This window comes from Alteromonas sp. R7, from assembly GCF_055755235.1.
Genome location: NZ_JBVTQX010000006.1, coordinates 125,256 through 138,920, shown reverse-complemented (window position 1 = coordinate 138,920; position 13,665 = coordinate 125,256). Strand labels below are relative to the sequence as shown.

The following is a 13,665-nucleotide window of genomic DNA, read 5'->3' as shown; positions in this document are numbered from 1 at the left end:
TACCAATCCGTGTAGTGTTTTTGGGCTTAATGGGTTTGATAGGGTAAATAAAACTCTGCGACCAAGCCCTGCTGAGGATGATTTCGCAACGTCACCTCACCATCGTGAGCTTCTACAATTCGCCTTATTATGGCAAGGCCAAGGCCTGAACCTGACGAATTGCGGGCTTTGTCGCCTTGTGCAAACGGCATGAATACACCGTCGAGCTCCGCTTCCGGTATTCCCGGGCCAAAGTCGCGTACTTTGCAATACACGCGCTTTTCGTGGCGATTGTAAAAGCTGCTAATCGCAATATCGTCCGAGCCGTATTTGAAGGCGTTTTCGATGAGATTATCGATCACGCGTTTCATTGCAATTCGTCGTAGCGACAACGGAGGAATGGCGTTGAGTTTAAGTTCAATGTGGTGCTTATCGTCTAAATGTCTGGCTTGTACCAGTTCTGCAATAATCGCGTTTAAATCGGTTTCTTGAGTGACTTCTTCGGTGTCGTAGCGCGCATAGTCAATGAACTGATCGATGATGGCGTTCATGTCTTCTATGTCATTTACAATGCCGTCTTTAATCCAGTCTTGATCTTCTGGCAGCATTTCTGAGGCTAGGCGTATACGGGTAAGCGGTGTGCGCAAGTCGTGAGAAATGCCCGCTGTCATAATATTTCGGTCATTCTCAAGCTGCTTAATACCCTGATTCATGCGGTTAAACGCCCGAGTAACCTGAATCATTTCGGTGCTGCCTTGTTCGCGAAGCGGCGCCGGGTGCTCGCCTTTACCCACCGCTATTGCTGCTTTTTGCAGGGCTGACAACGGGCGAGTCATGCGTCTTACAAACAACCAGCCGCCGGCCACACTTAATATACCAATTACCATCAAGTACATAGTAAGAGGGGATATATTCGCTTCGTTAAGCCCTGAAATAGGAATAGATATCCACGTGTCTGGGTAGCGGTTCAGGGATATCCACACAATGTAAGGTGCATTTTCATCACTGGCCTGCGTGGTAGTGCTAATACGTACATCAGCAAGTTGCCTGAGCTGCTCGCTAACTTGAGAAGAAATATAGCTATAGTATACGGCGCTCTCTAATCCATTCTGTTTGGCAACGCTTTCGTCAAAGACCTGCACCTGTGTTTTTTGAAAATAGCGGTCTCGGGTCTCTTGGTTAGTCACCAACAAATCGTTGGCGAGCACAGATTTAACTTGGGTGGCCAATAAACTGTTAATTTGTTGGTAACTGGGCTGAATAAAGTAATAGGTAACAGAGATGTAGGACACAATCTGATTAATAAGCAACAGCACGCCAATAAGCATGACGGTTTGGCCAAATGCACTTTTGGGAATTAAACGCATAACATGCCGTCGCTTTGAATCATAAGCCAGTGTTTGGAATGGCAGTAGGTAAACGCATAATTAGGGGTCATGAGTAAACATACTTCACTTGCGCACTGGCCAAGACGGGTAGAGCCCGCCGTATCAGTCATAGGTGCTAAACTTGTTCGCCATCAGGCACGAATACGTAGCCCAATCCCCATACAGTTTGAATATAGCGAGGGTTGGCAGGGTCTTCTTCAAGCATTCTTCGTAAGCGCGAAACCTGAACGTCAATACTGCGCTCTAACGCACTATAGTCGCGACCACGCGCTAGGTTCATCAGTTTGTCTCGCGACAATGGCTCGCGGGGGTGAGTAACCAGAGATTTTAATACTGCAAACTCGCCGCTCGTCAGTGTTAAAGGTGTATCGCCAGCTGTCATCTCACGGGTGGCGAGGTTCAGCTTGTAGTTGCCAAATTCCACAATTTGCACATCTTTAGACGGCGCGCCCGGCGCTTCGCTGCTGCGTCTGCGCAATACCGCTTTAGCACGCGCTAGTAGCTCGCGTGGGTTAAATGGCTTAGGCAAATAATCGTCTGCACCCATTTCAAGGCCGATAATGCGGTCAACTTCATCGCCTTTTGCAGTAAGCATAATAATGGGCATGTCGTTTTCTTGCTGGCGCAATCGGCGGCAAATAGACAAGCCGTCTTCACCAGGTAGCATAAGGTCCAAAACCATAAGGTGAAAATTCTCGCGCTCTAGCAGTCTGTCCATTTGTTCTGCGTTAGCCGCACTGCGTACTTGATAGCCCTGTTCGAGTAAATAGCGCTCTAATAGGCTGCGCAGACGCATGTCATCATCAACAACGAGAATTTTAGAGGTTTCCTGACCCATACTCATACCTTTCGTTTTACTTTTGTTTCACTATAACCACAAGATGTGAAATACAAAAGCGAGAAAAGCGTAAAAGGCTGGGGATGTTTGTTACAAATAGTGTCTAGGTCTGTCGAACTTAGATGTAAAGAAAGAGCCAGCAAAGGCCCAGTAAAAGCCCAGCAGACTCCAACGAGGAGGAAGCCATTACGCTTTTCTTCCCACTGAGCTTATAGTGAACTACGTATTGGTGAGAAGCTTTATAACGTAGGCACTGCAACAACACATCAGCAGTTCAAGTTGTAATCCTTAAGGAGCGCTAATCAAAAGTGACGACATTAAGGGCTTTTGTTTGCGCCGTTCCATTAAGCGTTTCTAAATATAACTGCGTTATAGCATCAGCTCCGCGGTGCGATTGCTCATAAAACTGATCGCTCACTTTCTCTGCGAAGCGTTTCCATGCACTGGCGTATTTTGCCAAAAAGGCCTCGTGCCCCCATTCATGTTGGCGCAGTTTCACGCGAGCTGGCGCGAAAAATATCTCTGCATTGAGCAATTTGGGGTTGGGCTTCTCTTGGGCTTTCCAATCTGTCGCACCAATGAGTGTAACGTCGCTCAGGCTGTCGCCAAGCTGCTTGGTAAGGTCATTAATCAACGTACCGTTGGCAGCGAAATCAAGCAGCCAGTAGCGCGCATCGCTGCTTTTACTGCTATTGCCTTCGCTACTCAGGGCTGAGAGTTCGTCATAACTATACACTTCATCGTAGCAGCCGGACGCTTTTACCAAATCCACGTTTTGTTTCGAGGTTAGCCCAACCACCTTGTAGCTTGCGTTTCGAGTGGCCTTTTGGTCTTTAAGTAGTTGCGCTGTACCCAGTGCGGTTTTACTCGAAGCGCTCGACAACAGTAAGGTTTCATTGTTTGCTTTCTCTGCCACATAGTCATCGAGAACAAACGAAGTCATATAAAGGGGTCTAAAATTAAGCTGCCATGCTTCGCGGTTTTTGTCGTAGCCGGGGTCGGCGGCACAGCGAAGATATTGATCGTAAACAGGGCTAATGCTCTTCCGTTTTTCGTGGATGTCTGAAAAACCGTGAGGGGCAACTTTGCCAGCTTTTATCACCCAATGGCTAGCCATAGGCAGGTAGCCGAACACCTTTTCACCTACTTTGATATCGCTATGACAAGACGCCTTAACGGTAGCAAAGCCCCAAACGGGCACAATACCGAAGCCATGTGCTTCATCAACGTCATTATCACTCTTTGCAGGGAAAAAGCCCCAATAGCCCATTTTAAAACCCAGTGCAGCATAGGTGATGTTGTTGGCAGAAAAGCCAAAGCTGTCTGTCTCAAGCAATACTTCGTCTTGCTGTAAGTCGTTGATGTTTATATCGCGGGAAACAACGTTAGTGTTGGCAAGGTTTTGCTGGTCTACCCAAATTTGTTGGCTTTTAATTGTGGTCATAATAGGAGCCTGCTGTGTCAAAAACTAGGTCGAGAAACTAAATCAAGAAACTAAATCAAGAAGCTAAACCAAGAAAGTTTCCGAATAGAACCTAGATTGACGCAGGGCATGAGCCATTACGACTTACTGTTTTAAATACATGCCTATAGAAGCGATGTATATTGGGCTTACTCGTCGCTGCTCAACCAATCCATCTGATGACCAGCTCTGCGCTTTTTATTTAAGATGTCTTCAAGGAGCGGAGTTAAAATGAGCTCCATGGCTAAGCCCATCTTTCCGCCGGGTACAACCAAGGTGTTGATGCGAGACATAAACGCGCCGTCGATCATTTGAAGTAGGTAGGGGTAGTCCACAGTCTTCATTTCCCGTCTAAAGCGCACAACCACAAAGCTTTCATCTTGGGTTGGAATTTCCCGTGCACTGAAGGGGTTGGAGGTATCAACGGTTGGTACGCGCTGGAAGTTAACGTGGGTGCGTGAAAATTGTGGCGTGATGTAGTGGAAATAGTCGTCCAGTCCTCGCACTATGCTGCTCATTACCGCTTCACGAGAATGTCCTCGGTCAGTGGTGTCGCGTACAATCTTTTGGATCCATTCTAAGTTTACGATCGGCACCATGCCGACCAGTAAATCTACATGTTTTGCTACGTCATTTTCTTCCGTTTTTACACCGCCATGTAAACCTTCATAGAACAGCAAGTCAGTGTTTTTGGGTAAATCTTGCCAAGGTGTAAAGGTGCCGGGCATTTGATTAAAAGGCACGGCTTCATCGAATGTGTGAAGGTATTGTCTAAACTGTCCTGTACCCGAGCTGCCGTATTCCCTAAACAGGGATTCCAGTAGCTCAAAGTCGTTGGCTTTAGGGCCAAAGTAGCTGATATGCCTGCCTTGCTCTTGGGCTTTGCGAATTTCCACTTCCATTTCCGGGCGGGTAAAACGGTGAAAACTATCGCCTCCTACAACCGCAGCATTAACACTTAAGTTCCTGAAAATATGGCGTATAGCGTTGGTCGTGGTAGTAGTACCCGCGCCAGAAGAACCTGTTATAGCAATAATAGGGTGTTTGACAGACATAGGAATTCTTTTTGGAAATGACGGGTACTAGTTATAAGCTGATGTGAGCTAAGAATCAAGGGGAGGTATAAGCGCATACCACTCGATTCTTGGGAGTTGCTTTCGCTCCAGCCTGCGTGTAATCAATCATCTAGCCGTTTGTGATGGTGCTGCAATAGGCGCACAATTAGCTTTGCCTCCTCTTCATCTAAATCAAGAAGTGCGCGAACATGTTCTAGGTGGTGCACATCGTGCTCACTCAACTTTCCGTCGTCCAAAACGCTTCTTACTGTGTCTTTAAACCTATCGCGTTTTAGCTGCATCTGCGACGTGTAGCTAGAAGATAAAATACCCGCTGGTAGGGCGTAAAAACAGATACCCATTATAGTTATGAGGCCGCCAAATATTTTACCCAATGCAGTTATAGGAACGGCGTCACCATAGCCCACCGTGGTCAGCGTGACGAGTGCCCACCACAATGAAGCGGGAATACTGCTAAAAACATCGGGCTGAGCAGCATGTTCAATGTAATAAATACAGGTGGCGGCGATAATCGTGAACAACAAAAGTACGCTTAACGCCGCAATAAGGCTGTGAGACTCGTTGCGCAATACGGTAACGAGAGTTTGCATAGAGCGCGAATAGCGCCCAATTTTTAGAATTCGCATTACCCGAAATATTCGCAAAATACGTAAATCGAACGCCACGAAAACGCTTAAGTAAAAAGGCAGAATTGCCATTAGGTCGACGAGCGCCATGGGGCTTTTCAAATAGGTCCAGCGCTTTTGCCATGTCGTTGTACGTTCGTGATTAGGACGGTTTGGGGCCGATGCGCTGCCGTATAAACGAAGAAAGTACTCAACGGTAAATATCAGTACTGAAACCACTTCGATTATATGAAGTTCGTACTGCCAAATGGCAGGGATACCCGGCACTGTTTCCAGCATCATAGCGACAACATTTACGATAATTAACGCGATAAGAAATACATCAAATATTTTGCTGAGCTTTTTGTACTCGTGAGCCTCGCTGGCAGGCGCAAGGATGTGATAGCACGCGTTTTGAAATGACATAGCCACGGTAGTGAGGGAACGAATGTCCTTTTTATACCAATTACCGTTGCAAATTGGTAATGCTTCTAAAAAAGAAGGAGGTGTTCGGTGCTATTTTCAAGCGCGGATGGGGTCAAAACATGGTAGTTTAAAATACAAATAAGCAAACAAAGAGCGTATCCAATTGAAAAGTGCAAAACATTTAGGGGCAGTACTAACCTCGGCACTGCTTGTGGCTGTGTCTGTGCCCACGGCACAAGCTAAGTCTGACAGCGTACTTTTTTCATCAACGCCACCTGTTATAGATGGTGTAGCCAATGACGCTGCATGGAAAGGGGGCGATTGGCATGAAATGACGTCGCTTATGTGGGGCTCGGCTCCTGAGTCCGGTGATTTTTCTGGTCGATATAAACTGCGATGGAACAAGGATGCGCTGTATCTGTTGGCAGAAATACAAGACGATCACCTCTCAGATACCTATGCCAATCCCCTTGAACGTTATTGGGATGATGACTGTTTAGAAATTTTTATTGATGCTGATGCCTCTGGTGGCGATCACCTTAATAACTACAATGCGTTTGCCTATCACTTAGCGTTAGATAATCAGGTTGTTGATATTGGTCCAAATGAAGCAGGAGAGGCTGTACCACAACTCTACAATGATCACGTAGAGAACAAATGGCAGCGAGATATATCGGCGCCGCATAAGATTCATTGGGAAGCAGCGGTACGTGTATTTGATGATAGCTATCAACACGGAAAAGATAATTCGCCTGCCACCTTAAAAGAAGGTATGACACTGGGCTTTATGCTTGCCTATTGCGATGCGGATGGTGGCGACAGAGAGCACTTTTTAGGCTCTCATGAGATCACCCCAGTAAACGGCGATAAAAACTTGGGGTATAAAGATGCATCGGTGTTTGGAAAGGTGAAGCTGACAAAGTAGTGAACCATAATTTGTCGCTACTTTAATTGATTGACTTGCCGCGCGTAATTGGAAGGAGTCGCAGAAATGCCACTCCTTTTAACCTGCAATCACTCACCTTGACTAAAAGCCATGCCATTTGGCGATAAATAAATGTGCTACAGAGCTCGTCACGCTCTAGCTGGTTGAGTTAATTGGCTTCGCCTTCCTGCTTACTCAGATCTAACTTGTCCAGCACTGCAAGTTTATTAAAACTGATCATCTCACGTATTTCTTTTCCATATTCATCGCCACGCTCAGAATACTTCCCTAAGCCATAGCTGAGCGCAACCCCGGTGACAGCCTTGTCTTCTTCACGTAAGGATTGTCGAATTTTACGCAATGGTTTGTAAGCATCGTGGGTGTTTAAATTTAGCATGTAGCTTTCTACTGAGTCGGCAGGCGAACGGAAATCAGCAACTTCATGATTTTTGTTAGTGTCACGCGATTTTGGAACGATACCGCAGCCCTTAGAGAAACACCACTGACCAAAAAAGTTGTTCCCTAATTTTGCAAAACGAGAGGTACCCCATGCACTTTCATTCGCTGCTTGTGCAATTGCTAACGACGCAGGAACAATGTCGGCACGCCTTAACAACACCTCGCAGGCTGACTCCTGTTCAAGGTCAGCATCGTCAACACGAAACTTTGTCAGGAACTGGTCTAGATTGTCTGCTTCATCCGCGTCGCAAGAACTTTGAATTTGCTCTCTATCGGTGGCTAGCTCTTTGTTCACCTCGACTACAATAGGAGTGAAATACTCAAAAAATGCCGCTTTTCGGTCAGGGCCTGCGGCATAAGCAGTAAAGTCTGGAGCAGATTCTTTGGCAAAAAAGGCGAACCACGCTGCGGTACTCGCCACTACTGCTACAAGCAACACAGCAATAAGTTTAGTGTTCGACATCAGGTGATACCTCTTTTATTAGAATGAAATAATACGCTTTTTAAGCAGACTACCTGAGCTTATTAAATCTCGCTAAGTGGTTAATCATCTATGCGGATTGATATTAATACCATACAGGTTCTTGTATGCGCTGCAACATATGGAGAAGGTCAGTAAATTAAAGATTTATAATGTATACAGTACTATCGGCAAGTACCAAATCAGACTCGATGTGAAATTCAATACCTTATTGCTTATGTACTGAGCGCGAGTTTTCTTTTGTGTTGAGCGTTAGTATCAGGTTAAGCAGTGATATGTAGCTGGGAAACTACGATTTCTGCGTTTACTGCACGTTAGCATGGTAAGTAAGTGGTAAGAGTAGGTAAGAGTAAAAGTGGGGGGCGTAGAATTCACACCCTGGCTTTTCGTAATTATGTAAGAACGCAGCATTACGCTGCGTTCATTTAGCACTTTCTATGAGGCTTTCGGCTACTTGGCTTCAGCTTCACGCGCAATCGCACGGTGCGCGATATCAGTGCGGTAGTACACATCTTTAAACTGAATGGCTTTTAGTAGCTCGTAGGCTTTTTGCTGCGCTTCGGTAACGTTGTTACCCAAAGCTGTAGCGCAAAGTACGCGGCCACCTGCGGTTACCACTTCGCCATCTTGCAGGGCGGTGCCTGCATGGAAAACCTTTCCGTCTAACTTAGCGGCTTCTTCGAAACCAGTAATCACGTCGCCTTTATCATAGCTGCCTGGATAGCCGCCAGCGGCAAGCACAACACCTACCGACGCGCGCTCATCAAACTCAATCGTTTTACCAGCAAGTTCGCCTTTGCACGCTGCTTGGCAAAGTGGAACCAAGTCAGACTTTAAGCGCAGCATGATTGGCTGGGTTTCCGGATCGCCAAAGCGACAGTTGTATTCGATTACCTTTGGAGTGCCATCAGCCATAATCATAAGGCCAGCATATAAAAAGCCAACGTAGTCGTTGCCTTCAGCAGCCATGCCGTTAACTGTTGGCATAATCACTTCTTGCATAATACGGTCGTGAATGTCCTGCGTTACAACCGGAGCCGGAGAATATGCACCCATTCCGCCTGTGTTCGGCCCTTTGTCACCGTCAGCAGCACGCTTGTGGTCTTGGCTGGTGGCAAAAGGAAGTACGTTTTTGCCGTCTACCATGACAATGAACGACGCTTCTTCACCGTCTAGGAATTCTTCAATAACTACGCGGCTGCCGGCTTCGCCAAACGCGTTACCTGCCAGCATGTCGCGGATAGCGTCTTCCGCTTCTTCAAGGGTCATCGCAACAATAACACCTTTACCCGCAGCAAGACCGTCAGCCTTTACTACAATCGGCGCGCCTTTCTCACGCACATAGGCAATAGCTGGGTCAATTTCTGTGAAGTTTTGATACTCGGCCGTTGGAATGTTGTGGCGAGCCAAAAAGTCTTTGGTAAAAGCTTTAGAGCCCTCAAGCTGCGCGGCAGCTTGAGTGGGGCCAAAAATCATTAAACCAGCGTTTGTGAACGCATCAACAACACCTGCAACTAGCGGCGCTTCTGGGCCTACAATAGTAAGCTCAACATCGTTACCCTGAGCAAAAGAAACCAAGCCAGCAATATCATTTACATCGATAGCTACGTTCTCAAGCTTAGGTTCTGTAGCTGTGCCTGCATTGCCAGGTGCTACAAATACTGTTGAAACATCAGAAGACTGCGCTGCTTTAAACGCTAGCGCGTGTTCGCGGCCACCGCCGCCAATTACAAGTACGTTCATTAACTGTTCCGTTTTGAGTGTTTAATTTTATGATTTTGGTTTGGTGAATTTTAGCGTCATGCGATTGCTCTCGCCAATCGCCATGTATTTTTCGCGATCTTGATCATCTAGCGCCAAACGTGGAGGTAGCGTCCACACACCTTTCGGGTGGTCGGCAGTATCCATTGGGTTCGCGTTGACATCGCTGCTTGCTTCAAGCACAAAGCCTGCTTTTTCGGCGGCAGCCACAACGTAAGAACGCTTCATGTAGCCACTTTTCTTCATTGCTTCATCATCTGCGCTTTCAGGAAGCTCATGTTCCACTACGCCCAGTACGCCACCTGGCTTAAGCGCTTTGAAAAATGCGCCAAATGCATTGTCGATACCCTCGTCACCGTGACGCATATACCAGTTGTGTACGTTGCGAAACGTCAGCACCATATCGGCACTACCTGCGTCGCTAATATCTAACGCTTTGATTGGGTCGAATGCAGTAAGCTCAGCACCTTCGTACTTCATGCCCGGCTTCATTTTTTCTTTGAAGCCTTCTACCGATTTTTTAAAGTAACCGCTGGTTTCATCATCAACGTAAAAGTGAGCAGCTACATACTTACCGTTATCTTTTACAACAGAATAAAGGATGTCGGCGTACCAACCACCACCTGGAGAGATTTCTACCACAGTCATGTCTGGGGTAAGGCCAAAAAAGCGCAGTGTTTGCTGAGGATTACGGTACTCATCGCGTACTTTTGCACTAGCAGAGCGGATATCGCTCATTGCGGCATCAGAAATCGCATCTGCGCTGGCATAAGTAGCACTTACACCTAGGGTTGCGGCTAACACATATTGGGCTAACTTTTTCATTCTTATTTCCTTTTTCTGTCGAGGGTAGGCGAATAACATAACACTATTACTACAAATTACTACGGGTCAGATCAAGCCTATCAGCTAACCCCTATTTGCACTTACGCCTTAGCAGAATAATTCGCAACTCTGTCGCTTCGATGAGATTTCATTACAACCAAGCAAATGACCTCGAGTCTGCGTATTTAAAAGGGTTAAGGAAAAATAACAAACACACAGTAAAGCCACTAAATGCCACTTTACTGCGTGTTTAACTTAGGTGTTGGTGTCCCTCACTAAGCCTGCACTAAAAGGTATTGCGTAAATACTTATTAGTGACGGAAGTGGCGCATACCCGTGAACACCATCGCAATGCCGTGCTCGTCAGCGGCATCAATGACTTCTTGGTCGCGCATAGAGCCGCCTGGCTGAATTACTGCTTTAATACCTGCTTCAGCTGCAGCGTCGATACCGTCGCGGAATGGGAAGAATGCATCAGACGCCATTACAGAGCCTGCAACTTCAAGGTTCTCATCAGCTGCTTTAATACCCGCAATTTTTGCAGAGTAAACACGGCTCATTTGGCCTGCGCCCACGCCTACCGTCATACCGTCTTTGCAGTAAACAATCGCGTTAGACTTCACGTATTTTGCTACCTTCCAGCAGAACATAAGGTCGCGTAGTTCATCTTCGCTTGGCTTACGCTTAGTCACAACTTCTAGGTCTTCCATTTCAACCATGCCGAAGTCGCGCTCTTGTACTAATAAACCGCCGTTTACGCGCTTAAAGTCATAACCTTCAGTTAGCTGACCAGTCCAGTCACCACATGCTAGAAGACGTACGTTTTTCTTCGCACTTACTACTTCTTTCGCTTCATCGCTTACTGTCGGCGCAATAATTACTTCCACAAATTGACGGTCAACAATCGCTTGCGCCGTTTTCGCATCAAGCTCGCGGTTAAACGCGATAATTCCGCCAAATGCAGACGTTGGGTCAGTTTTAAACGCACGGTCGTAGGCACTTAAAATATCATCGCCAATGGCCACACCACATGGGTTAGCGTGCTTAACGATTACACATGCTGGCTCTTCGAATTCTTTTACGCACTCAAGCGCCGCATCCGTGTCAGCAATGTTGTTGAATGACAGTTCTTTACCCTGAAGCTGAGTAGCGGTAGCCACAGACGCTTCTTGAACATTGTTTTCAACATAGAATGCCGCTTCTTGGTGGCTATTTTCGCCATAGCGAAGGTCTTGCTTCTTAGTGAGCTGCATGTTGTAGGTACGTGGGAATTCGCTGTGCTGGTGGTCACAGTCTGCTTCACAACCTGTGCTGTCTAAACGAGCACCAAAGTAGTTTGCAATCATGCCGTCGTATTCGGCCGTATGTTCAAACGCTTTAATCGCAAGGTCAAAACGGGTGTTGTACGTTAACGAGCCATTGTTGTCGTTCATCTCTGCAAGCACGCGAGAGTAGTCCGCCGCATTAACAACAATAGTGACATCTTTATGGTTTTTCGCTGCAGCGCGAACCATCGTTGGCCCACCGATATCAATATTTTCAATCGCATCTTCTAGCGTACAGTCTTCGTTTGCCACGGTAGCAGCAAACGGGTAAAGGTTAACCACCACAAGGTCGATAGGCGCAATGCTGTGTTCTTCCATCACTGCTTCATCGGTACCGCGACGACCAAGGATACCGCCATGAATTTTCGGGTGAAGGGTTTTAACGCGGCCAGCCATAATTTCTGGGTGACCTGTGTGATCAGACACTTCTTTAACAGGTAAGCCAGCGTCAGCGAGAAGTTTAGCAGTACCGCCCGTCGACAGAAGTTCTACGCCAGCGTTATGCAGCGCTGTCGCGAAATCGAGGATACCGGTTTTATCAGAGACACTAAGGAGAGCACGTTTAATTGGTTTTGGTGTTTGCATAAATTTTAAGTTTCTAATGTTGTAGTGTTGAAACAAAAAGAGCACCGATTGGTGCTCTTTGGTGGGCAAAGCCCTTGGAATCTTAGTTCATGCCGTATTGCTTAAGCTTCTTGCGAAGTGTGCCACGGTTGATGCCCATCATGATGGCAGCGCGGGTTTGATTGCCGCGTGTGTAAGTCATGACTTCTTCTAGCAGCGGCGCTTCAACTTCAGCCAGTACCATTTCGTACAGGTTATCGATGTTTGCGTTATCCAATTGCTTAAGGTACTTATTAACCGCTTGCTTTACAGAGTCACGCAGTGGCTTTTGAGCTTGCGTTTGTGAAGGCGTAGTTACTGTAGTAGTAAAAGGTGAAGTCACGTTTTGATCGAACATAATACTGTGTTGCTCTTAAGTTAGTCATCACTATGCTGCGGGAGAAATCTGTCGGGTTTCTCGTGTCTGCAGCGCTTGAAAATATGCATTTAGTGCATCGAGTTGCTCATTCGCATCATCGATAGCGTTAAACGTTTTACGAAACTGACGATCCGTATCGTGCTCCGCGAGATACCAGCCCACGTGCTTACGGGCAATTCTCACACCGGCTATGTCGCCATAAAAGTCCTGCACATTGGCTACGTGCTCATGCAAGAGTTCATATAACTCTGACAGCGGCGGTGCTGGTAGGTTCTCGCCCGTTTCAAGATAATGTTGGATTTGCTTAAATATCCAAGGTTTACCTTGCGCGCCGCGACCTATCATTACGCCATCTGCACCGGTGTAATTCAGCACCTCTTGTGCTTTCTCTGGAGAAGTAATATCACCATTTGCAATAACAGGAATTGAAATTGCCGCCTTAATTTGGCGTATGGTGCTGTATTCAGCTTCTCCTTTATACATACAAGCTCGTGTTCTGCCGTGAACAGCAAGCGACTGTATGCCGTTTTGCTCTGCAATGCGGGCAATCTCTACCCCATTGCGATTTTCTGGGTTCCAGCCGGTACGAATTTTTAGTGTCACGGGTACATCAACAGCATTAACTACTGCTTTAATAATCGCTTCCACTGTGTCTGGGTATTGAAGCAATGCAGAACCTGCCAGCTTCTTATTGACCTTTTTAGCAGGACAACCCATGTTGATATCGATGATTTGCGCACCGTTCTCAACATTAAATTGTGCTGCTTGAGCCATAAGCTCAGGATCAGCCCCAGCTATCTGTACAGAGCGAATGCCTTCTTCACCCTCATGATTCATACGCGCTTGTGATTTAGCTGTGTTCCAAACTTTCGGATTACTCGAAAGCATTTCTGAAACAACAAGCCCTGCACCTAAGCGCTTACAAAGTTGGCGAAACGGTCTGTCTGTTACGCCAGCCATGGGGGCCAACATCAAATTGTTTTCTAACTCGTAAGGTCCAATTCGCATTATAAAATGTATAGCTCGCCATCTAAAACTGCACAGAAAATATACACCCGGCTAAAACGGGGCGCTAAGTGTACGTGTTTTCGCAAGGCTTGAAAAGGCTAAAAATCGCACAAAATTTCACTCCG

The 13,665-nt window shown here is 46.6% G+C and carries 12 protein-coding genes; 1 reads left to right on the top strand and 11 read right to left on the bottom strand.

From position 1 onward, the window contains the following. Positions 1 to 26: 26 nt before the first annotated feature. From envZ to AC0J2X_RS11475, 5 genes are all read right to left on the bottom strand, one after another. On the bottom strand, positions 27 to 1,346 hold the full coding sequence (gene envZ / locus AC0J2X_RS11495) for a two-component system sensor histidine kinase EnvZ (RefSeq protein WP_014951299.1): 1,320 nt from the start codon (positions 1,344 to 1,346) through the stop codon (positions 27 to 29). 136 nt (positions 1,347 to 1,482) lie between these two features. After that, positions 1,483 to 2,205, bottom strand: coding sequence for an osmolarity response regulator transcription factor OmpR (ompR, locus tag AC0J2X_RS11490; protein WP_014951298.1), 723 nt, complete (start codon positions 2,203 to 2,205; stop codon positions 1,483 to 1,485). A gap of 298 nt (positions 2,206 to 2,503) precedes the next feature. Then, positions 2,504 to 3,649, bottom strand: a complete 1,146-nt coding sequence (locus AC0J2X_RS11485) for a DUF2855 family protein (protein WP_061486811.1) — start codon at positions 3,647 to 3,649, stop codon at positions 2,504 to 2,506. A 167-nt stretch (positions 3,650 to 3,816) separates the two neighbouring features. Next, positions 3,817 to 4,722, bottom strand: coding sequence for a phosphoribulokinase (locus AC0J2X_RS11480; RefSeq protein WP_014951296.1), 906 nt, complete (start codon positions 4,720 to 4,722; stop codon positions 3,817 to 3,819). A gap of 122 nt (positions 4,723 to 4,844) precedes the next feature. Then, positions 4,845 to 5,780 (bottom strand): ion transporter, encoded by a 936-nt coding sequence (locus tag AC0J2X_RS11475; protein WP_014977768.1) that lies wholly within the window; start codon positions 5,778 to 5,780, stop codon positions 4,845 to 4,847. Positions 5,781 to 5,937: 157 nt separating this feature from the next. Between AC0J2X_RS11475 and AC0J2X_RS11470 the strand changes: the two genes are divergently transcribed. Then, positions 5,938 to 6,699 carry a sugar-binding protein gene (locus AC0J2X_RS11470; protein ID WP_061486810.1) on the top strand — a complete coding sequence of 254 codons (762 nt, stop codon included), beginning with the start codon at positions 5,938 to 5,940 and terminating at the stop codon, positions 6,697 to 6,699. 169 nt (positions 6,700 to 6,868) lie between these two features. Here the strand turns inward: AC0J2X_RS11470 and AC0J2X_RS11465 are convergent, their stop codons facing one another. From AC0J2X_RS11465 to dusB, 6 genes are all read right to left on the bottom strand, one after another. Continuing rightward, on the bottom strand, positions 6,869 to 7,621 hold the full coding sequence (locus AC0J2X_RS11465) for a glucosaminidase domain-containing protein (protein WP_069945194.1): 753 nt from the start codon (positions 7,619 to 7,621) through the stop codon (positions 6,869 to 6,871). Between the two features lie 468 nt (positions 7,622 to 8,089). Next, complete coding sequence (gene purD, locus AC0J2X_RS11460; protein WP_014977766.1) at positions 8,090 to 9,382, bottom strand: phosphoribosylamine--glycine ligase; 1,293 nt, start codon at positions 9,380 to 9,382, stop codon at positions 8,090 to 8,092. A gap of 27 nt (positions 9,383 to 9,409) precedes the next feature. Further along, a complete protein-coding gene (locus AC0J2X_RS11455) occupies positions 9,410 to 10,225 on the bottom strand; it encodes a class I SAM-dependent methyltransferase (protein WP_039228695.1) in 816 nt (271 codons plus the stop codon). A 311-nt stretch (positions 10,226 to 10,536) separates the two neighbouring features. After that, the gene (gene purH / locus AC0J2X_RS11450; RefSeq protein ID WP_061487019.1) at positions 10,537 to 12,135 is read right to left on the bottom strand and encodes a bifunctional phosphoribosylaminoimidazolecarboxamide formyltransferase/IMP cyclohydrolase; all 1,599 of its coding nucleotides are present in this window, start codon (positions 12,133 to 12,135) and stop codon (positions 10,537 to 10,539) included. Between the two features lie 82 nt (positions 12,136 to 12,217). After that, entirely contained in the window at positions 12,218 to 12,511 is a 294-nt protein-coding gene (fis, locus tag AC0J2X_RS11445; RefSeq protein WP_012520109.1) for a DNA-binding transcriptional regulator Fis, read from the bottom strand. 30 nt (positions 12,512 to 12,541) lie between these two features. Then, complete coding sequence (gene dusB / locus AC0J2X_RS11440; protein WP_014951289.1) at positions 12,542 to 13,540, bottom strand: tRNA dihydrouridine synthase DusB; 999 nt, start codon at positions 13,538 to 13,540, stop codon at positions 12,542 to 12,544. Positions 13,541 to 13,665: the final 125 nt, after the last annotated feature.

Excerpts from the sequence above, each read along its gene's own strand:
- envZ (WP_014951299.1), bottom strand. The coding sequence starts at position 1,346 with ATGCGTTTAATTCCCAAAAGTGCATTTGGCCAAACCGTCATGCTTATT.
- ompR (WP_014951298.1), bottom strand. The coding sequence starts at position 2,205 with ATGGGTCAGGAAACCTCTAAAATTCTCGTTGTTGATGATGACATGCGT.
- AC0J2X_RS11485 (WP_061486811.1), bottom strand. The coding sequence starts at position 3,649 with ATGACCACAATTAAAAGCCAACAAATTTGGGTAGACCAGCAAAACCTT.
- AC0J2X_RS11480 (WP_014951296.1), bottom strand. The coding sequence starts at position 4,722 with ATGTCTGTCAAACACCCTATTATTGCTATAACAGGTTCTTCTGGCGCG.
- AC0J2X_RS11465 (WP_069945194.1), bottom strand. The coding sequence starts at position 7,621 with ATGTCGAACACTAAACTTATTGCTGTGTTGCTTGTAGCAGTAGTGGCG.
- purD (WP_014977766.1), bottom strand. The coding sequence starts at position 9,382 with ATGAACGTACTTGTAATTGGCGGCGGTGGCCGCGAACACGCGCTAGCG.
- AC0J2X_RS11455 (WP_039228695.1), bottom strand. The coding sequence starts at position 10,225 with ATGAAAAAGTTAGCCCAATATGTGTTAGCCGCAACCCTAGGTGTAAGT.
- purH (WP_061487019.1), bottom strand. The coding sequence starts at position 12,135 with ATGCAAACACCAAAACCAATTAAACGTGCTCTCCTTAGTGTCTCTGAT.
- fis (WP_012520109.1), bottom strand. The coding sequence starts at position 12,511 with ATGTTCGATCAAAACGTGACTTCACCTTTTACTACTACAGTAACTACG.
- dusB (WP_014951289.1), bottom strand. The coding sequence starts at position 13,540 with ATGCGAATTGGACCTTACGAGTTAGAAAACAATTTGATGTTGGCCCCC.